Below are 19,702 nucleotides of genomic sequence, written 5' to 3'. Positions count from 1 at the left end.
TCTTGGGTAAGACTCTGGCTCCACCCCTAATAATCAAGGCAACCTTTTCACTCACAAGGGTGAACCTGAATCCTTACAAACAGTTAAACCTCAACCCATTGTGATTAACGATGCATCTCAAGTTTGGAAGCTGTTTGTCAAAAATAAACCCAAAACCAAAACCTTTGTTTCTCCGACTTTAAATCATTGTGTAAACACCTACTTAACCGAAGGAAAACCTAAGGGGAAGGGAGCCTTTTTTATTATTTATACGGATGGTCAGTTTGATGACGAAGAGGGCTTTGTTCAATGTATTTCTTCAGCATGTACCAAAATTGAGGATCATAAAGATATTAAGTTTTTTGTTTTGGGATTAGGAAAAGATATTGACATTGAACATTTCTTGGCACTGGATTTTAATGTCAATCAGACGATGAAATTTAATATTTTTGTATTTGATTTGGTCAATGAAGTAGATGATATCATTGAGCTGTTAAAACGTCAGCTAACTGATGATCCGTATCTAGCATTTCCGGATTGGGTCAGAATTCGTCATCCTGATTTGGTTGAGAAGGTAATTAAAGGGAACAGGAAATAGGGAACAGGGAACAGGATGGCGACTGCTATAAATTAAAACTGAATAAGGGCGGGTTTTGCCAAAAAGTTAGGTAAAACAATTAGTGCTTGTCCTTAAACCAGCCCCTACAGACGCTTCAAAAGCACGTATCTACCTTTCCTCAATCAACAAATGACAAATGACGAACGACGAATAACAAATGATAAATCAACATACTCGACGTCCCATAATTACCAAGTCACGCTCAATTGAACCCATATCCGCTATTTGAGGTAAATAACCCCAGCGTTGGAAGCCATATTTTTGAAAGAGTTGCAGGCTGGGTTGGTTGTGAGCAAAGATTAAGGCAACTAAAGTATTGAGTCCTACCTTGGGACTGTGCTTGATGGCTCGTTGCAGCAGTTGTTCTCCTATCCCTCGACGCCGGAAATCAGGAGACACGTAGACGCTAAGTTCAGCTGTAGCATGGTAGGCTGGGCGTACTAAGAAAGACTGAAAACTGAGCCACCCAGCAATTTGACCTGTAGAATTAGATCGTTCATGGCAGTCCATGACCCAAAGGGGGTGTCTGGTTGGTGTATGTTCTTGATACCAAGCGATACGGCTTTCAACCGAGATAGGTTCCAGATCGGCGGTGGCAATACGACTGGGGACAGCCGAATTGTAAATCTCCACGATCGCAGGCAAATCTGCCTCAGTGGCGTCACGGATATACATTAAGACAGGATTAGGGCGACAAACCATAGAATATTGATGCTAAAGGGTTATCTGCGCTCAAACAGGCTTCTTTTTGTGGCACTATTGATTTTTCTTTTCACGCTCATCCTGATTATCTGGCAACTGCAAGGATTGGGAATCGGATTGGGTGCATTGACAGGGACGATGTTTACCCCAATTAGCGGTGTGTCCTTTACCGAGGTTCTCGCGATTAGTGCAACGGTGGGAAACACTACCATAACGTTGATTGCCCTACTCATTCTGTGCCGGATTTTGGAGCAAGCTGGGTTTTGGCGAGGGTTAGTGCTACAATTAGCGGTTCTGGGGATAGGTCAAGGGCGTCTACTGTTCCTTTTGTTCGCACTTTTGGGAGCATTGGGAACGATTGTTTTGACCAATGTGGGTATGGCATTAATCTGGATTGCTCCGGTGATGGAGATTCTTGTTCTACTACGCTTGGGGGCTAAAACCGCATTCGCTTTTGTATTTACGGTTAGTTTTATCACTGAAGCGGCTAGCTTATTGTTCCCTGTGAGCAATCCAGTCAATCTGCTTGCGGTAGACTACTTGGGGGCTTCTGGTTTTCGCTATGTGCTGGTCATGACCCCGGTAACACTGGTCGCGATCGCAACGAGTTTAGCGCTCCTCTGGTTCTACTTCCATCGTGACATTCGATGCACCTACGATCTAACTCACCTCCCACCACCACACCATGCCATTCGTGATCCGTTGGTTTGTCGATGGGGTATGGTTATCCTAGGCAGTCTACCTCTGGCATACTGGATGACCCAAGAACATTCTCTGCCAACTTGTATCGTTCCTGCGATCGCTGCGTTGATTCTGCTAGCATTGGCGGGACGTTGGTTTCCCTCCAATACCACACCGACTATTTCTGTGGGCAAGGTTTACCATGACATTCCCTGGCAATTGATCGGGTTTAGCGTCCTGATGTATTTTTTCGTCCTAGGTTTAGGTTACTTTGGGATGAGTCATGCTATCACCCATCAGCTAGAAACCCTCTCCAGTTGGGGGTTAACCCTGACAGCAATAGGAACAGGCTTTCTCGCAACTGGGCTATCAAACCTATTTCAAAATTTACCCACCGTGTTGCTCAACGCCATAGCAATTTCCGACACAACCGGGAGTGATCCAGCCATTCGGGAAGTAATGGAGTACGCTAATGTAATTGGATGTACCCTTGGGGCAAAAATTACTCCTCTGGGCAGTTTATCAACGTTAATTTGGTTCAAGATTTTAGCGCGTAAAGGTTTGCGCCTGCATTGGTTTTACTATATTCGCCTCAGCCTAATTCTTACTTTACCCATTCTATTTCTCAGCTTACTGAGTTTAGCCATCTGGCTTCCCTGGCTAATTGTCTAAGTTTTGATTTGTCTTTTGTCTCTTACTTGAGAAAATAAACCTAGCGATAACAATCCAAAAGCTTTATCATAACTCAAGGGTGTATCTGCTTGCCTGACCAAAACAGCTTTTGCCAAAAAACAGACAGACTTCAGACTTCAAGCTGTTATTAGGCTTTTCCGGATAATATAGCGACTCAGCCAAGTCGGTTTAGGCTATGAAAGAAATGTAGTACCATTTCGAGTTGCTCTCACTCGCACAATTGAGTCTCATCAATCAGGTAAGTAATCGATGATCATCCAAACAGCAGAACCCCCTATTCTTAAATCTCAGGGAGATATAACACAAAAGAACCATGCGTTTTGTGGTAATCAAGACAAATTTTTAACTCTGACCCTCGATCTGTTTTTCATTGCCAGTCCTGATGGCTATTGGCAGCAAGTTAACCCGATGTGTGAGCGAATCCTGGGATATAGTACCCAGGAATTTCAAGCACAACCCTGGATTGAATGGGTACATCCAGAGGATCAGCAAATGACCTTGAAGCAACTGCAAAAGCTCAAGGACTGTGAGGAAATTGTCTCCTTTGAAAATCGCTACCGCTGCAAGGATGGCTCCTATAAATGGCTGTCATGGAACATCACCCTATGCCCCAATCAGGACTTACTATATGCGGTTGCTCGTGATAATACCCAGCGCAAGGAAGCTGAAGCCGCACACCGGGAAAGCGAAGAGCGGTTTCGCTTATTGGTCGATGGCGTCAAAGACTATGCCATTATCATGCTCGATCCAGAGGGTAATATCGTAAGCTGGAATCCTGGCGCTGAAAGAATTAAACAATATCACGCCGCAGAAATTCTGGGTCAACATGTCCGTTGTTTTTATACCCCTGAAGATATCGCCCAAGGACAACCCGGTAAGTCCTTAAAAATAGCCGCACAGCAAGGTCGTGTTGAAGAAGAAGGTTGGCGAATGCGTAAGGATGGCTCAACATTCTTCGCTAATGTTGTGATTACTGCCTTACGTGGGGAAGACGGACAATTACGTGGTTTTGCTAGGGTAACACGAGATATTACAGAACGCAAACTCGCTCAGGAATCGCTAAAACGAACAAATGATGAGTTGGAAAAACGAGTCGCCGAACGAACGGCTGAACTGTTGCAAATTAATCAGCGGCTCAAACAAGAGATTTCCCTACACCAGCAAACTGAAGCAGCGTTGGCAGAAGAAACTCACTACGTCACTGATTTATTACAGAAGCTGCAACAAGCTCAAACCAAACTGATTCACACAGAAAAAATGTCAAGTTTGGGGCAAGTGGTTGCTGGGGTTGCCCATGAAATCAATAATCCTGTCAGTTTTATTTACGGCAATATCGATTATGCCATCTGTTATCTGCACGACTTAATGGAGTTAGTCGAACTCTACGGTATTCACTATCCTCAACCGATAGCCGATATTCAGAAACGAATCACAGAAATTGATCTAGATTTCTTGATGGCAGATATGCCAAAACTCTTGGATTCAATGAAGGTGGGATCTAGCCGGATTCGCCAAGTGGTTTTATCCTTACAAAAATTTCTCAAGGCTGACCAAAATGAAATGAAGCCAGCCGATCTTCATGAAGGACTTGAAAGTACTCTTTTGATTTTGCAACATCGCCTGAAACCTAGCGTTGAGCATCCCGAAGTTACTGTGATTAAAGACTATGGCACATTGCCCCCAGTCGATTGTTATGCTGGGCAGATTAATCAAGTATTTATGAATTTGCTCACGAATGCTGTAGATGTATTGGAAGCTTCAGGTCGAGATACTCCCCATCAAATCAGACTTAGCACGGAGGTTCAAGATATTAGTATCAAGAAACCAGGAGCAAGTTATTGCCAAAAAATACCTCATGCTGTGATTCGGATTGCTGATAATGGTTCGGGGATGAGTCAAGAGGTCTGCCAAAAACTTTTTGATCCATTTTATACTACCAAACCCGTGGGCAAGGGAACCGGATTGGGTTTATCAATTAGCTATCAAATTATTGTAGAAAATCATGGGGGTCAGTTAACTTGTTGTTCTCAACCGGGTGTTGGATCAGAGTTTATTATCGCTATTCCGATTAATCCAATAATCACAAGGCGTCCTGAATTTTCATTGACGCCAAGTTAAAGATTGGTGATGTCATTGGTCATTTGTTGACTGGTGATGTGATGTTGATTGGTGACCCAACGCGCTCGCTAGTCGGACATGGCGCGTGATTGTGTAGGGGCGGGTTTCGCTACTACCGTCTCTTACCTCACCAGGGATGTGACTCACACCCGTCCTATCTTCCTTGTCTGTCTCATCCCTCCCTCATCCTTTCTCGTGGTTTCATAACTGTAGCTTCAAAGGGGATAACTCCGACCTTTTCACTTTGAATAGAACGAGCGGCTTGTCGAGATAAATCCAGGGTTCTACCCGGAATATAAGGACCGCGATCATTAATGCGGACAATCACACTATGACCATTTTCTAAATTTTTGACCTTCAGATAGGTATCAAAAGGTAAGGTAGGATGAGCCGCCGTCAGATCGTGCTGATCATAAATTTCTCCAGTCGCCGTGTACCGACCATGAAAATAGGGTCCGTACCAAGATGCTACACCTTCAATGGTATTTGAAGTTTCGACTAAGTTGTACATCTGCTTTTGGGCGTCTGCCAAACTTAATGGTGATTGCCCTAAAGCTAGACGCAAATTATTTGCCCATTCAATTGCGAGAAGTTCTCGATGCTGATCTAAGTCTTTAGTTAAGATATCGTCCAATTTGAATAATACGCGATCGCCTGCCTTCACTACAGGTATTCCATCAGACAGCATGGCTCGTACCGATGAATTTATCTCAGATACATCCGATGACTCACAAAACAACAGCGTGAGATTTTGCGCCATCTGTTCAGCTTGCTTTTGAGTCGGCAATTGGGCAATCGCTCGTCCTTTAACCACAACCTGGAATTGCTGCTGCTCTGCTGAATGTTCTAGTTTATTACTCCTTTGGGTATATTGCAAAAAGCCTCGTTTTCCCCTTCTTGTCTGACTCTTGTTTCTGCCACGAGGTTCTGTTTGAGAATGAGAGCTGATGACAACTATGGACTCAGCCGAGATTTTGTCTTTTGAGGCAACGGGTTGACCCCAAGAAAATAAATTCTCGATCATTTTCCAGATTTTCTGGGGTAGACTAGCATTTGAGAGACGATTGGCAGATGAATAATTTACTGAAGCTGATGAAGAAGGATAGATGGATTTGGATTTACCCCCATCATCCGGGGAATCTGACTTGGCTGGACAGGTAACAGGTTGAGCTGTGCTATCCCTAAATGGATGAGCCGCAACCGTAGCCGTCTGGGCGAGGGGAAATGGTAAACTTAAATCATGAGTTAATCCTGAATAGGCAAGTGCCGTTACTTGAGACTTGTTAGACCAGACTTCTGAATAAACTGGGGATGAAAAAACACGAGGTGTTGGTTGTTCGAGTGGACTGTTAACAACGGATAAAACTTTAGCAGGCAAAGCATTGGCAATATAATCGGGTACTCTGAATAGACCTTGGCTGGATGCCAGCAAACAGCTCACCCAGGATGTTGTCCAAACTAGTCCAAAAAAAGTCATGATCTTGAATATAGTCCTGCTGTAAAATGCACTGCCTTCACTCACACAGTCATTCAGTATACAGAAATCTGTAGTTTTGCGCTCCCTTTTAAGAAAATTTACTCAAAAACAATTCTTAGAGGCAGAGTAACCTGATGATTGATTGCCTTTTTGACATTCAACAACCCTAACCTAGCTATCGCTGCTCTGTTAGGGATTGCTAGAGACAAATATAGCAACGCAAGAGTTGAATATCCGCACTGAGTCTAAACTTGGTACAGACTTCCGAATACTTCCCTAGTTCGGATTATCTCTAAGACTTTTTGTCAAGTCGCCCTGCAAGTTAGGACATCTTAGTTTAGATGCGGGAAGGGACTACACACTCACTCGTGAGGTTTATCACCTATGTTACGAGTACCAGTTCTATCAAAATCAGGCAAACCACTAATGCCCACCAAACCTAGCCGTGCTAGACGTTGGCTAAAGGAGGGTAAAGCCAAAGTGGTACACAACGACTTAGATTGCTTTGGCATTCAGTTAACCTTTGACACTCAAGAAAACACTCAACCTATAGCCGTAGGCATAGATCCTGGGAAACTTTATTCCGGGATCGGGGTTCAGTCGGGTTTATTCACCCTTTGGATGGGACATCTAGCCTTACCGTTCAAAACAGTTAAGGAACGGATGGAATTACGACGGGTAATGCGTCGAGCTAGACGCGGTAGACGAATTAACCGGAAACTACCCTATTCTGAACGATGCCATCGTCAGAAGCGCTTTGATAACCGAAAACAGGGTAAACTACCACCCTCAATCCGAGCTAACAAACAGCTAGAGTTACGGGTAGTCAAAGAGTTGTTTAAACTGTTCCCCATTAGTGCCATTCACTATGAATTAGTCATGGCTGATGTGGATAGAACCAGTGGGCGAAAATCAGCGCGGTCTGGTGTTGGGTTCTCTCCAGTCATGGTGGGGCAAAAGCAAATGCTTAACTGGCTATCCGAATTAGCCCCCGTTTTAACCCATCGGGGATGGCAACGAGACGGTAACGGAACCAGTCAACTTAGGCAGTGGTTAGGACTAGAAAAAGACAAGAAAAACAAAGCTAACCAGACACCTGCAACTCATGCTGTTGACGGCGTAACTTTAGCCGCGTTTGAGTTTACCCAATGGCGAGAGTGGTACTCGAATAATGCCAAACACGGAAGCTGGTGTGGCGATGTTCAAATCACACCTGCACCGTTTGCAATAATTCGTAGACCACCAATTAGCCGTAGACAATTACACCTGTGTGTTCCTTCTAAAGGGGGTAAACGGCGCAAGTATGGCGGCACAGTTACCCGTCATGGCTTCAGAAAGGGTGACAAAGTTATAGCCGAAAAAGCCGGAAAAACTTACATCGGTTGGTGTTCTGGAGACACCGAGAAACAAGTTTCAGTTAGCGATATTAACTGGAAACGACTAGGGCAATTTAGCGCCAAAAAAGTCCAGTTGTTGCAGCGAAGCACGGGGTTAATCGTCGTGCCTTCACCTGGACCGTTCAAATCTCACCACATTGAGTGGTTCGGTTTGACCTCTATCCCTCCCCAACCTGCTTCGCTGAGGTTGGGGTCTCACGAGGTAAAGCGATGAACAAAATTTATTGCTCTGGCTTATCAATAGAAAATTCTAATTGGTTTTATGAAATATTATTAATTAATAAAACCTAAATAGTTTAATTTTTATAGTAAAATAGTTTTCATTTGTCATTCGTCATTCGTTAGGGAACAGAGAACAGGGAACAGGTAATTCAAAAGCAGTTTCAGGTCTTTGATTGGTGCTTGGGCAATTCTCCCCCATCTCCCTCATCTTCCCCATCTCCCCGCCTTATAGCTTCCCCTGTTGCATTGGCAATGCTAGGATGACATTTGCCGCTTCTGGTGAGGTATTGATGGCAGAAACACTTTTTTTTAATGCATTGCGTGCAGCTATTGATGAAGAAATGGCTCGTGATGACACGGTATTCGTTCTCGGTGAAGATGTGGGTCACTACGGTGGGTCCTACAAAGTTACCAAGGATCTGTATAAAAAATACGGTGAACTGCGGGTTTTGGATACTCCCATTGCCGAAAATAGTTTTACAGGTTTAGCCGTGGGCGCAGCGATGACGGGGTTGCGACCGATTATTGAAGGCATGAATATGGGCTTTCTACTCCTGGCATTTAATCAAATTGCCAATAATGCTGGGATGCTGCGTTACACGTCTGGCGGTAATTTCAAAATTCCCATGGTGATTCGCGGACCCGGTGGGGTGGGGCGTCAGCTTGGGGCGGAACATTCTCAACGACTCGAAGCCTATTTTCAAGCGGTTCCGGGTTTAAAAATTGTCGCCTGCTCAACTCCTTACAATGGCAAGGGATTGCTCAAAGCGGCGATTCGGGATGATAATCCGGTTTTGTTCTTTGAGCATGTTCTCCTTTATAACTTAAAGGAAGATTTGCCAGAGACGGAGTATGTACTGCCTTTGGATAAAGCCGAAATTGTCCGAGAGGGCGAAGATGTTACCATTCTTACCTACTCACGGATGCGTCACCACGTCACCCAGGCGGTGAAGTCCCTGGAACAAGAAGGGTTTGATCCAGAGGTGATTGACTTGATTTCCCTGAAGCCCTTGGATTTTGAAACCATTGGCGCGTCTATTCGCAAAACCCATCGGGTAATTATTGTGGAAGAATGCATGAAAACTGGTGGTATTGGGGCGGAGGTGACTGCATCAATCAATGAACGGTTCTTCGATGAACTGGATGCTCCTGTCTTGCGGCTATCATCTCAAGATATCCCCACTCCCTATAATGGCACACTGGAAAGCTTAACCATTGTCCAACCCCAGCAGATTGCTGAGGGAGTAAAAAAGATGCTGGAACTGCAGATTTAATTAAAATTGAGATCTGACAGCATTGGTGATAAACCTAAAGACCTTGCGGTGGGCAAGAGCAAGAAACGATACCATAAGCGTTTCAAGATTTGTAACTCTTGCCCACCCTACATCAGAGGATATGGATTTCGCTCCACTAAAGCGTGGACTTAATGGATAAGTCAAGAACTTGAATTCTTGGGGAATGTAGGGGCTTACTGAAAATGGTGCAAGATATGAGTAGAAACAGATTAAGATAGCATTTGTTGCGGCGGGTCACAGTTATGCAAAGACAGCGTTCGTTAGTAGCCCTGATTCTAGTCCTGATCATTCTGGCAATTGTGGTGCTGGTGAAGATTCCTCTCCAGCAGGGACTCGATTTGCGGGGTGGCGCACAACTGACGATTCAGGTGAAAACCACAGAGGAGATTCCCGAAATTTCGCCGGATCAGTTGGAGGCTGTTAAAAGTGTAGTTGACCGTCGAGTTAATGCTCTGGGTGTTTCTGAATCTCAAGTCCAAACCATTGGCTCAGACCAAATATTGGTACAACTCCCTGGTGTGAATGATCCACAGCAAGCCGAACGGGTGCTAGGGGGAACCGCACAACTTGATTTCCGCAAGCAGTTACCGGGTACAGAAGCACAGCTTCTGATTGAAGAAAAGGTGCGCCAGGAACTGCTATTAGAGCAAGCCGCTCTACTGGAGAGTGAAGAAGGTGGTGATCAAGAGGCGATCGCAGAAAATATAGCGGCTTTGGAACGCTCGGACGCCGCGATCGCACAATTGTTTGAGAAGACAAATGTGACCGGGAAAAACCTGGAATATGCCCGCGCTCAACCGACTCAAGCCGGAAATGGTTGGGAAGTCGCGATCCGATTTGATGCTGCAGGGGGACAAGGATTTGCCGAACTGACTAGAGACTTGGCGGGTACCGGTCGCAGTATTGGGATTTTCCTGGATGACTCCCTGATCAGCGCCCCCACCGTGGGTCCAGAATATGCGGAAACGGGTATTAGTGGCGGCGGTGCTGTAATTACCGGGAATTTTGATGTGCAAAGGGCGAGTGACTTAGCCGCTCAACTTCAAGGTGGTGCGTTACCGTTACCCGTAGAAATTGTGGAAAATCGCACCGTGGGCGCTACCCTGGGACGAGATAGTATTCAACGCAGCGTTTATGCAGCGATTGGCGGTTTAATTTTAGTCTTGGTGTTCATGGCAATCTATTATCGTCTCCCCGGTTTAATTGCTGATGTTGCTTTGACTATCTACGCCCTACTCACCCTAGCCACATTTGCCCTGATTGGTGTCACCTTAACTCTTCCGGGAATTGCTGGGTTTATTCTCAGTATTGGGATGGCGGTGGATGCGAATGTGCTAATTTTTGAACGGACGCGAGAAGAATTACGCGAGGGAAAAACCCTGTATCGCTCTGTGGAATCAGGCTTTTATCGAGCATTTTCCAGTATTTTAGACTCGAACCTAACTACTCTGATTGCTTGTGCGGCTCTATTTTGGCTAGGGTCAGGTTTAGTCAAGGGCTTTGCCGTTACCCTAGGGATTGGAGTTGTCATCAGTATGTTTACTGCTGTTACCTGTACTCGCACGTTCATGCTGTTGTTGGTTTTAGGATTTCCTGGGGTACGCCAGAAGCCGGAACTGTTTTGTCCGAATCTGGTATCGTCTCAGTAAGAATGCCCTAGGTGCAGGGGGTGATTGGGTGCATAGGTACGCAGATGCTCCAGGTGCAAGGAAAAATTTGACGAATGACAAATGACAAATGACCAAATTTAGTGTAATCAAACAGCGATCGCTCTGGTGGATAATTTCCGCCGTAATTATCTTGGCTGGTATCGTTTCGATGGCGATTTCCACGGCACAGCTAGGAGCCCCTCTGCGCCCCGGTCTCGATTTTGTTGGCGGGACACGCCTACAGGTTGAACTTGATTGTACTGTACCCGGTAACTGCGACCAACCCATAGACCTGGCACAGGTGCGTGAGGTTCTCAATGAACAGGATCTGGGTAGTAGTACGATTCAGCGTATCGGTGCTCAACAACAAGGCTTGACGATTCGTACCAAAACCTTGGATGTTGAACAGCGCACTGAGTTACGCAAAGCTCTCAGTGAAACCATTGGCGCATTTGATCCCGAATCGACTCAAATTGATACCGTAGGTCCCATCCTGGGACGGCAGTTATTTACATCCGGTTTACTGGCATTACTCGTATCCTTTGCCGGTATTCTTGTCTACCTCTCCTTCCGGTTTCAGTTTGACTATGCTTTTTTGGCTTTTATTGCTTTACTTCACGATGTCTTGGTCACTGTGGGCATTTTCTCCATTTTGGGTTTAGTCCAAGGTGTAGAGGTCGATAGCCTTTTTGTCGTCGCTCTCTTGACAATTATTGGATTTTCTGTTAACGATACCGTAGTTATTTATGATCGCATCCGGGAAGTGATTGCCAAGCATCCCGACCAACATATTGATCAAATTGTTGATGATGCGGTTAATCAAACCCTAAGCCGATCCATTAATACCACCTTAACGACCCTACTCTCCTTAGTGTCTATTTTCTTGTTTGGCGGAGAAACCCTAAAATATTTTGCCCTAGCCCTAATTGTGGGGTTTATTGCAGGTGCGTATTCGAGTATTTTTGTTGCCAGTACCCTCTTAGCATTCTGGAGAGAGCGCACAGGTCAAACCCAAGCCACTCAGGTTATCGAAGCTGAATTTCCCGACAAAATGTAATTGGAATTGCCCTTAATAATGGAGCCGCCAGACACCCAGACTTCTCAAACAAGTCCAGATCACCTTGATCCAAGATTAAGAGTAAAAATTCAGCGACTCCATCAACTCACGGTTTATGGTCGTTGGTTATTTGTGGGTATCCTTTGGATTAGTGTCGCTCCGATTAGTCTCTGGGGTTGGCGTTATGAGTTATCGTTGTTGCAAGAGCATTTTACCTGGTCAGGTCTACGGTATAGTATTGCATTTAACCGTCTGCCTATTTTAGGTCTAGCCCTCTGCATTGGGATGACGACGGCGGTTTTAGTTTGGCAAAGTCGTAATATTCTATTCGGAATTCCGCCCGTCGAAAAACAGCGCTTGGCGCATCAGGTGCGTCGGATTTGTCATCAAGGTCCAAGTCATCCCCTGTGGAAATGGGTTTGCGATCGCACTTAAGATCCTAATGCGGCTTGAATAAGCTCTAATTGAATTTTTTTTCGCCATAGTTCCACGCCTTACGTCTCTACTCCCCCCGCCTTCTGCTATATCACCTACTAACAAATTGCAGCTTTCCCGATATCATCATCGTGGCTTCGGTTGCGGCTATACTCAAGCCTGTCATTTCTTTTGCTGATAGATTAGTGTTCAAGTCAAATTTGAACTGAGCATCCTTGAGTTGAAATATCGGAACAATTTGCTCGATGATTTGAATATGAAAGATTTGTTTGAGTTGTTCGCTATCCAAGACTCCGTTATTTTTTAGCCATAACCCCAAGGGTTGATGATTCAGGGAGCAACGCTGTAATAATTTGCTTAAGACGCGATCGCTCACCCATTGATCACGCTGCAGCAGTGATATCAAACCCCCTCCATCGCACCGATTGGCGGCGGCGACAATTTGACCTTGAGCAATCCAGATGTAGTGATTGGGGATTGGTGATTGGGGATGGAGATAATTCTGAAATCTACTTGGTTTCCTTGTCTCCTCTATTCTATTGACTACGTTTGACCGCAAGTTTATATAAGGCGCTAATGAGACAGCGCTTAAGGGGTGAATTGATAGTACACCTGTTTTTCGCCCTTGATCGAGCCACTTAAAAATCGTTGGTAGAGGAAAATCCGTGAAAGTGCCTTGAGTACACATCATTTTAACCCTGATAATTAGTACTTGTTTTCTAGGAGTCGAGCATAGCAATAGAGGTTTAATTTTATAGTCATTAACTGTTTACCCTTTTGGACGTTAGCAAGTATTAAAACGAACTAAATTATTCTTAATCATTCGGATAAGATAGGAGAAAACTATCTCCCGTTTTCACTATAGTGAGTTCCTTCCTCCTTGTCTGTTGGATAATGTTCTAAAATTTCCTCTAAGTAGTCGAACCCAATTAAACTTGAGCGTGAAGAGAAGAGAACTCTTAATCGTAAGGATTTGACGCTTGTTAACATTTCTTATTACAGCGAACAAAATTCATGTCCAGGTACTTAGGATGTTAATTTTTTTCTAAAATATACATTTTTGTTGGAAAATGTTGGTTTTTGTGGAAATGTCCATTAAAATAAAATATTGGGTAACACAATTTTAATGATAAATGGATAGTACAGAAGCTCTAACGGTACTGAGTACGATTCTCCGTGATCCACCACTGAGTAACATTCAAGAACAAGTCTTTCACTATACTTGGCAAGGGTTAACCTATACTGAAATTTCGGCTAAGATCGGGTATGAAGAGAGTTATATCCGAGATGTTGGTGCAAAACTTTGGCAACGCCTTTCTCATATTTTTGGGCAAAAAATTACTAAAAATAATATCAATACTGTATTTGATTACTATATTTTAAACGGACAAAGAGATAGTTCAGAGCAACCTCCTTTAGCCCTTTCAAATCCTACTATGTTAAACCCAACCCTAACATCGGAGCGGTTAGAATTTCCTGGTAGTCCCCTACCGCTCAACTCAGCCTTTTACATCAATCGCCCCCCCATCGAAGAACTCGCTTATGCGGAGATTGACAAACCCGGAAGTATCATTCGCATCAAAGCGCCCTCGAAGATGGGAAAAAGCTCTCTGCTACAGCGGATTATCGCTCACGCTAAAGCCCAAGGGTTCCACGCGGTTAATCTCGATTTCCAGCAATCCGATGAATCTATTTTTGTAAACCTAGATAAATTTCTGCGCTGGTTTTGTGCTAACGTCGCTCGGCAGTTGCAGATCAAACCTAACCTGGATGACTATTGGGATGACGATATTGGTAGCAAAGTTAGCTGCACCTTCTATTTTCAAGGATATTTACTGGAGCAAATTGACACGCCGATTCTCCTGGCATTGAATGAAGTCAATCGCCTGTTCGAGTATGAGACAATTGCCAGCGAGTTTCTGCCGTTATTACGTTCCTGGCATGAAGAAGCCCAACTGGATGAGAGCTTACAGCAATTGCGTTTCGTTGTGGTGCATTCGACGGAAATTGATATTTCATTAAATATTAATCAATCTCCCTTTAATGTGGGACTACCAATTCTTTTGCCAGAGTTGACGTTAGAGCAGGTGCAGGAATTAGCCCGTCGTTACCAACTGAATTGGATAGATACTTTTCAAGCTACTGAATTGATGGCAATGGTGGGAGGACATCCTTATCTAGTTCAATTAGCACTTTATCACCTGTGTTACTCTGATCTCACCTTAGCGCAGTTATTAGAGGAAGCACCAACCCTGACTGGAGTCTATAGTCATCATTTGCGGCGTCAATTTACCGTAGTGGAAAAGAATCCGAAGTTACTGGCGGCGCTGAAACAGGTGGTTATGGCAACAGAGAGTGTCCATTTAGATGCGATCGCGGCGTATCAATTAGAGAGTATGGGGCTGATCACACTACAGGGAAATCAGGCGACAATTCGCTGTGAGTTATATCAGCTTTATTTTAAGGAGCAACTCTCCCTGGAATCACCGACAGATCCGCGTATTGGACAGTTGGAGCAAGAGAATCAACAGTTAAAGTATTTATCGACGATTGATGATTTAACTAAGCTGGCTAATCGGCGTGACTTTGACCATCACCTTGCCCAAGAATGGCAAAGATTAGCTGAAGAAGAAGTTCCCCTGGCACTGATTTTAGCTGATATCGACTTTTTTAAGCTTTTTAACGATGCTTTTGGTCATTTGACGGGAGACTTCTGTTTGCAGCAAGTCGCCCAGGCAATTCGTGAGTGCGTTAAGTCTCCAGGGGCTTTTGTTGCTCGTTTTGGCGGCGAAGAATTTGCCGTAATTGTGCCGCAAATGGAGGGGTATCAAGCGGTACAATTGGCAGAGCAAATTCGAGAACATGTCAAAGCCTTAAATATTACCCATGATCCTTATCGCATCTGCGGATATTCCTCAATTCTTACTCTGAGTTTGGGTGTAGCTGCGATCATCCCTTATCCAGAAGATGATCCATTAAATCTGGTGCAGGCGGCTGACGAAGCACTGTTGGTGTCAAAACGACAGGGGCGCGATCGCGTTACACTCAGGTAGAGACGTAAGGCGTGGAGCGTCTGGGTTAGGTAAGAAACGATAGTTGTGAAACCTGCCCTGCCCCTAAATGTCATTCATCATACTAGCGTTTTCCTTTGAGTTGGTGAATCGTAAGCAACCCCGGTCTAAAGACACGGAGCAAAAGCCAAATAAGTTGAAGCTGTGCTTACCAGCCTAAGTCTTAACTGACTACGTTATCGGCAAGTGTTCAAGACCTACCAGTAGATGCTCCCGCTAGTCTACTGCTCTAGAACCGAAAAGTTAAACAGTTTTAAGGTCACTGAAACAGTGCTTTTTGGATAGTTACCGACCGATAACATTGGCGAAGCTAACTTTACCCCGGAAACGGGAGACTGAGGCAACCATACCTCATTGGAGGGGCAACCATACCCCTCCGCCCCAAAAAGGGGTAGGCGGTTGAAACCGCTACCGAGTGTTCCTCCCCGGTCTGAAGCTTGCCCGATAAGCGAAGCGAAGGGACACGGGGTTTCCCACAACGGAGGAGTCCTAATGAACATCCCCACTGCCCTAATCAATGAACTGAAGCTCTACCTCAAACACCGAACCGACAATGGTGATCTCGAAGCTAAAACTTTATTGACTCAAATCGAACAGTTTACTAGCTCACCCACAGCCGCAGAGGAACAAACCTTGTATTCCCAACCGCCAGAGGGGTTAGATGTAGGGTGTTGATCTTTTTGTCATTTATCACAACACATTTTCCCGACAGATATTCAATATCCGTTGATCATTCTCACTCAGTTGACCAACAGGTTGATACTGATCAAGTCTAACTGTATGGGGATAGGTTAAAGAGTCGTAAGCTCGATCTAGATGAATCTGACTCCCCGCCGCCACCGAGGTTTGTTGCTGATTCTCGATGGTGTGAGCTAAAGCGGTTTGGTCATAGGGGTTGACAACCTGGAGATTCATCTGTTTAGATTCTAGGGTGCCATAAAAACAGCTAAACTCAGATTGAGGTAAGTAAAGTGCCCCAACTAGCTTTCCTTTATTGGCTTGAAACACAATATATTCTTGACCAATCTGATCCGGTTGAGAGGATTGACCGTAGAGGTAAGTACCATCAGGGATTAAAGTGGCTGAGGCGGATACAGTAGATTGATTCGGTTCCACAGCAGCACTGTCCACGGCTTGCTTGAGTTGTTGAGCGACGGCTGTTGGTCTACTGGAGACATTCATTGTTAGTCCTACCGTCAGCAGTAACCCGGTTAAGGGTAAACGCCAAGGAAAAAACGGTTGATGTTGGGACTGTAAAAACTCAATGAATCGGCTAATCACCGTGGTATCCTCCTTGAAAATAATATAGAAACACCCTTAAAAAATCTGAAATCCTAGCACACAGTTGGTAGCCGCCCTATTTTTTGTTAAAGTAGACTTAAGCTAAAGTAGAGGTTAACAAGGCATCCTTGCTTTCTATCAAAGCTTGAATCCGTCTCTTTTTTGTCCTGCCTTTATCCGGTTTCTCAACCGTCACATTTGGCACGGGCAAGAGTATAGTTTTTTGTACTTTGATAGAGGTCTTCATCACCCTTAAGTTAAAAATAACGGATTATCCGCCAGTGACGATTCCCTCAAAGGAATGAAACTCACTCACCCTTCAGTTAGGTTTATACAGTTGACACGCCAATTTCAGAGGCTTCAATCGCTAGTCCTGGTATTGCCTAAAAAATTAATATTTGTTTACAAAAAAGTGGTAGGGGTTTGGTAACCAAACCCCTCCCCTATTGGTTGCCAAACCCCTCCCCTATTGGTTACCAAACCCCTACAGTCGTCGAATGAGGGTCAGGTAAGACAGCGCAAATCTCAACGAACCCTAACTCGCTATATATTCCCGCACATTCCCATGGCGTCGTCTTAGCTGGGCTAAGGCTTGATGCTCTAACTGGCGTACCCGTTCGCGACTGAGATTGAGCCTCTGTCCGACTTTTGCCAAAGACAGTTCATTCCCATCTTCTAAGCCAAAGCGGAGTGCCAAGACTTCCCGTTGTTGGGGGGTTAATTCTGCCAGGAGATTATCTAAATCTTGGCGCAGGGATTCCTGAGTTGTGTAATGAACCGGCGTCGGACCACTATCTTCCAAGAGGTCAGATAATTCTGTATCTTGGTTATCACCCACTCGCACATCCAGGGATACAGGTTGACGGGCAATGCTCAAATACTCGCGAATCTGGGCAGGTTCTAACTCTAACTCCTGACCAATCTCAGCCGGTGTCGCGTTACGACCCAATCTCTGAGACAGTTCTCGTTGAACTTTCTTAATCTTATTCAACTTTTCGGTAATGTGAATCGGTAACCGAATAGCGCGGGCTTGCTGGGCGATGGCGCGGGTGATTGCCTGACGAATCCACCAGTAAGCATAAGTGGAAAACTTATAACCTCGCGTTGGGTCAAATTTCTCCACCCCTCGCTCTAATCCCAGGGTACCTTCCTGAATCAAGTCCAGGAATTCCATGTTACGCTTCTGATACTTTTTCGCGATCGCAACTACTAGGCGCAGATTTGCTTCAATCATCTTGCGCTTAGCTCGCGTTCCCTGGTTTATAATTTTCTTGAGGGCTGATTCTTCTAAATTAACGTGTTCTGCCCACTCCTGTATCGTCGGTTCGCGCTGCATCGTTTCCGCTAAAGCATCTTTTGCCTCCAACAGCGGCATCATCTGCTGCACTTGCTTACCATAGACAATTTCTTGCTCATGGGTCAGTAGTGGCACGCGACCGATTTCATGCAGATACGTGCGAACCATATCTGCCGAAAATGTGGGCTGCTTGGTCGTTTTGGATTTGGTGTTAACAGTGGGCATCTGTGAGTAGTGACTCCGTAAACGAGCAATAAATCTGTCGCGGATTTTGACCTCAAAAGCAAAAGCTATAGCCATCTCTCACTTTGAGGATATGTGCGCGAAGCGGTGGTTTACATCTACTAAAAGATGTATAGACTCCTACCTGTATTGACTTGAGTAGGAGATCTAACCGTAGACAGGAGTTAAAGCGATTGACTCAGTAAATTGTCTCTTCGTTGATTCTGCGGCGTTTCCCAGCTTACTAACTCTGGGCTAGGAACAGGGGCGAATGCGAAGTCAGTATGAGTTTGCCTTAACTCTATAGTATTACACCTTTAGACGACGGTAAAGAGGTAAAGGTTCAACATTTCGGAAAAATGATCTGGGTGTCGCATCTGCTACTTCTCCTCCTGATACCGCAAAGGTCTAACCGATTGACATTCTCTCCTAATTACTATGATCACCTAAAACGCCGAGAAACGGATAGAGTTAATCGGGGAAATAACCGAACTGATTCGGGTATAGATATCCTCCCAATCCCTTATTCTGGCACGATGCCTTTTTCGTGATTCGGGAACTGTTGAGGACGTACTGTTGAGGACGCGAGAAGGTGAGCCAGGAAAGATTCCCAGGAGATTAAACGCCGCTAAATTTATTTCATCTTTTTTCCCTATTCTCCCAATCACTCCAATACCAAATTCTCCCCCACCCTGTCCAGATGGAAGAGGTTTTTTGGCGCAACTTGATAAACATTGATAATAGCAGGAGTGAGCGCTAAATCCAAGCCTTTATGTCAGAATATTATCATTTTTTCTTTGTCATTTGTCCAATGTATCCCTTTTGTTCTCAGGACAATAACCCCGGATTCTCAGGTAACACTCTAGGAACTACTTTCCAGAGACGTTCCCAGCAAGCAAGCTCGCTCCAACTTCACACCATTTATATTGGTGTCATCAAGTTCAGCACAAAGCAAATTTGCGCCCGTCAAATTCGCCCCCGCCAGATTCGCCCCACGCAAATCCGCTTCCTCACAATTGGCGTCACACAAGCTAGCGCCCTGTAAATCCGCCTGCGATAAATCCGCCCCCTTGAGATTAGCACTGTTGAGATTCGCCCCCCGCAGATCAGCTCCTCGGAAATCAACGCCCTGGAGGTTGACACCCATCAGATTCGCACCACTCAAAAATGCTCCCGCAAACGATACCTGTGCCAAATTAGCGCCCATTAAATTCGCGCCTCGGAGATTGCTCCCGCGCAAATCAGCCCCAGCCAAATTCGCTTGCATCAGATTAGCGCCCAAACAATTTGCCCGCACGTCAGCAGACACCAGTTGAGCGCACAGCAGCTTAGCGCCATCGAGACGGGCACCATTGAGATTCGCTCTCGACAAATTCGTACCCACCAGACTAGCGCCCGCCAAATTGATCTGTTCAAGTTGACCCTCAGACAAATCTTCGTCATCTAGATTAGCGCCTGAGAGTTGCTTGATTTTTCCTGCCCTAATTGCTTCGATTTCCATCAATTT

General features: G+C 45.0%; 17 protein-coding genes. 10 read left to right on the top strand and 7 right to left on the bottom strand.

The features are described from left to right. The first annotated feature begins 100 nt into the window (after positions 1–100). Positions 101–577 (top strand): hypothetical protein, encoded by a 477-nt coding sequence (locus tag ACLGGO_RS25500; RefSeq protein WP_446421369.1) that lies wholly within the window; start codon positions 101–103, stop codon positions 575–577. A gap of 186 nt (positions 578–763) precedes the next feature. Here the strand turns inward: ACLGGO_RS25500 and ACLGGO_RS25495 are convergent, their stop codons facing one another. Further along, positions 764–1,300 (bottom strand): N-acetyltransferase family protein, encoded by a 537-nt coding sequence (locus tag ACLGGO_RS25495; RefSeq protein WP_446337274.1) that lies wholly within the window; start codon positions 1,298–1,300, stop codon positions 764–766. 48 nt (positions 1,301–1,348) lie between these two features. On the opposite strand from ACLGGO_RS25495, the gene ACLGGO_RS25490 reads away from it, so the two are divergent. Both ACLGGO_RS25490 and ACLGGO_RS25485 read left to right on the top strand, forming a co-directional pair. Further along, positions 1,349–2,653, top strand: coding sequence for an ArsB/NhaD family transporter (locus tag ACLGGO_RS25490; RefSeq protein WP_446421368.1), 1,305 nt, complete (start codon positions 1,349–1,351; stop codon positions 2,651–2,653). A gap of 270 nt (positions 2,654–2,923) precedes the next feature. Further along, positions 2,924–4,792 (top strand): PAS domain-containing sensor histidine kinase, encoded by a 1,869-nt coding sequence (locus tag ACLGGO_RS25485; protein ID WP_446421367.1) that lies wholly within the window; start codon positions 2,924–2,926, stop codon positions 4,790–4,792. A gap of 172 nt (positions 4,793–4,964) precedes the next feature. Here the strand turns inward: ACLGGO_RS25485 and ACLGGO_RS25480 are convergent, their stop codons facing one another. Next, entirely contained in the window at positions 4,965–6,269 is a 1,305-nt protein-coding gene (locus tag ACLGGO_RS25480; RefSeq protein ID WP_446421366.1) for a septal ring lytic transglycosylase RlpA family protein, read from the bottom strand. Positions 6,270–6,653: 384 nt separating this feature from the next. Between ACLGGO_RS25480 and ACLGGO_RS25475 the strand changes: the two genes are divergently transcribed. The 5 genes from ACLGGO_RS25475 (at position 6,654) to ACLGGO_RS25455 (ending at position 12,324) form a co-directional block, all read left to right on the top strand. Next, entirely contained in the window at positions 6,654–7,880 is a 1,227-nt protein-coding gene (locus ACLGGO_RS25475; protein WP_446421365.1) for an RRXRR domain-containing protein, read from the top strand. A gap of 298 nt (positions 7,881–8,178) precedes the next feature. After that, the gene (locus tag ACLGGO_RS25470; RefSeq protein ID WP_446337280.1) at positions 8,179–9,162 is read left to right on the top strand and encodes a pyruvate dehydrogenase complex E1 component subunit beta; all 984 of its coding nucleotides are present in this window, start codon (positions 8,179–8,181) and stop codon (positions 9,160–9,162) included. 263 nt (positions 9,163–9,425) lie between these two features. Further along, entirely contained in the window at positions 9,426–10,832 is a 1,407-nt protein-coding gene (gene secD / locus ACLGGO_RS25465) for a protein translocase subunit SecD (RefSeq protein WP_446337270.1), read from the top strand. Positions 10,833–10,920: 88 nt separating this feature from the next. After that, entirely contained in the window at positions 10,921–11,889 is a 969-nt protein-coding gene (secF, locus tag ACLGGO_RS25460; protein ID WP_446337269.1) for a protein translocase subunit SecF, read from the top strand. A gap of 18 nt (positions 11,890–11,907) precedes the next feature. Continuing rightward, a complete protein-coding gene (locus ACLGGO_RS25455; protein WP_446421364.1) occupies positions 11,908–12,324 on the top strand; it encodes a hypothetical protein in 417 nt (138 codons plus the stop codon). Between the two features lie 91 nt (positions 12,325–12,415). Here ACLGGO_RS25455 and ACLGGO_RS25450 read toward each other — a convergent pair whose 3' ends face one another. Continuing rightward, complete coding sequence (locus ACLGGO_RS25450) at positions 12,416–13,015, bottom strand: DUF4388 domain-containing protein (RefSeq protein WP_446421363.1); 600 nt, start codon at positions 13,013–13,015, stop codon at positions 12,416–12,418. Between the two features lie 442 nt (positions 13,016–13,457). Here ACLGGO_RS25450 and ACLGGO_RS25445 point away from each other — a divergent pair, with 442 nt between their 5' ends. Then, positions 13,458–15,377, top strand: a complete 1,920-nt coding sequence (locus tag ACLGGO_RS25445; protein ID WP_446421362.1) for an AAA-like domain-containing protein — start codon at positions 13,458–13,460, stop codon at positions 15,375–15,377. A 510-nt stretch (positions 15,378–15,887) separates the two neighbouring features. After that, positions 15,888–16,070, top strand: a complete 183-nt coding sequence (locus ACLGGO_RS25440; RefSeq protein WP_446334872.1) for a hypothetical protein — start codon at positions 15,888–15,890, stop codon at positions 16,068–16,070. Between the two features lie 15 nt (positions 16,071–16,085). Here ACLGGO_RS25440 and ACLGGO_RS25435 read toward each other — a convergent pair whose 3' ends face one another. From ACLGGO_RS25435 to ACLGGO_RS25420, 4 genes are all read right to left on the bottom strand, one after another. After that, positions 16,086–16,676 carry a hypothetical protein gene (locus tag ACLGGO_RS25435; RefSeq protein ID WP_446421361.1) on the bottom strand — a complete coding sequence of 197 codons (591 nt, stop codon included), beginning with the start codon at positions 16,674–16,676 and terminating at the stop codon, positions 16,086–16,088. A gap of 535 nt (positions 16,677–17,211) precedes the next feature. After that, the gene (locus tag ACLGGO_RS25430; RefSeq protein ID WP_446334930.1) at positions 17,212–18,198 is read right to left on the bottom strand and encodes an RNA polymerase sigma factor, RpoD/SigA family; all 987 of its coding nucleotides are present in this window, start codon (positions 18,196–18,198) and stop codon (positions 17,212–17,214) included. Between the two features lie 443 nt (positions 18,199–18,641). Further along, the gene (locus tag ACLGGO_RS25425) at positions 18,642–18,863 is read right to left on the bottom strand and encodes a hypothetical protein (RefSeq protein WP_446421360.1); all 222 of its coding nucleotides are present in this window, start codon (positions 18,861–18,863) and stop codon (positions 18,642–18,644) included. A gap of 194 nt (positions 18,864–19,057) precedes the next feature. Further along, positions 19,058–19,696 (bottom strand): pentapeptide repeat-containing protein, encoded by a 639-nt coding sequence (locus ACLGGO_RS25420; RefSeq protein ID WP_446421359.1) that lies wholly within the window; start codon positions 19,694–19,696, stop codon positions 19,058–19,060. Between the last annotated feature and the right edge of the window lie 6 nt (positions 19,697–19,702).

Source organism: Coleofasciculus sp. (genome assembly GCF_046565525.1).
Classification (GTDB): domain Bacteria; phylum Cyanobacteriota; class Cyanobacteriia; order Cyanobacteriales; family Coleofasciculaceae; genus Coleofasciculus.
The sequence above is the reverse complement of the archived record's forward strand: the minus strand, read 5'-3'. Positions and strand labels throughout refer to the sequence as shown.

What these genes read in the sequence shown, in the direction of transcription:
- ACLGGO_RS25455 (WP_446421364.1), top strand. Translation starts at nt 11,908, where the DNA reads ATGGAGCCGCCAGACACCCAGACTTCTCAAACAAGTCCAGATCACCTT.
- ACLGGO_RS25485 (WP_446421367.1), top strand. Translation starts at nt 2,924, where the DNA reads ATGATCATCCAAACAGCAGAACCCCCTATTCTTAAATCTCAGGGAGAT.
- ACLGGO_RS25440 (WP_446334872.1), top strand. Translation starts at nt 15,888, where the DNA reads ATGAACATCCCCACTGCCCTAATCAATGAACTGAAGCTCTACCTCAAA.
- secD (WP_446337270.1), top strand. Translation starts at nt 9,426, where the DNA reads ATGCAAAGACAGCGTTCGTTAGTAGCCCTGATTCTAGTCCTGATCATT.
- ACLGGO_RS25445 (WP_446421362.1), top strand. Translation starts at nt 13,458, where the DNA reads ATGGATAGTACAGAAGCTCTAACGGTACTGAGTACGATTCTCCGTGAT.
- ACLGGO_RS25480 (WP_446421366.1), bottom strand. Translation starts at nt 6,269, where the DNA reads ATGACTTTTTTTGGACTAGTTTGGACAACATCCTGGGTGAGCTGTTTG.
- ACLGGO_RS25495 (WP_446337274.1), bottom strand. Translation starts at nt 1,300, where the DNA reads ATGGTTTGTCGCCCTAATCCTGTCTTAATGTATATCCGTGACGCCACT.
- ACLGGO_RS25450 (WP_446421363.1), bottom strand. Translation starts at nt 13,015, where the DNA reads ATGATGTGTACTCAAGGCACTTTCACGGATTTTCCTCTACCAACGATT.
- ACLGGO_RS25475 (WP_446421365.1), top strand. Translation starts at nt 6,654, where the DNA reads ATGTTACGAGTACCAGTTCTATCAAAATCAGGCAAACCACTAATGCCC.
- ACLGGO_RS25420 (WP_446421359.1), bottom strand. Translation starts at nt 19,696, where the DNA reads ATGGAAATCGAAGCAATTAGGGCAGGAAAAATCAAGCAACTCTCAGGC.
- ACLGGO_RS25430 (WP_446334930.1), bottom strand. Translation starts at nt 18,198, where the DNA reads ATGCCCACTGTTAACACCAAATCCAAAACGACCAAGCAGCCCACATTT.
- secF (WP_446337269.1), top strand. Translation starts at nt 10,921, where the DNA reads ATGACCAAATTTAGTGTAATCAAACAGCGATCGCTCTGGTGGATAATT.
- ACLGGO_RS25470 (WP_446337280.1), top strand. Translation starts at nt 8,179, where the DNA reads ATGGCAGAAACACTTTTTTTTAATGCATTGCGTGCAGCTATTGATGAA.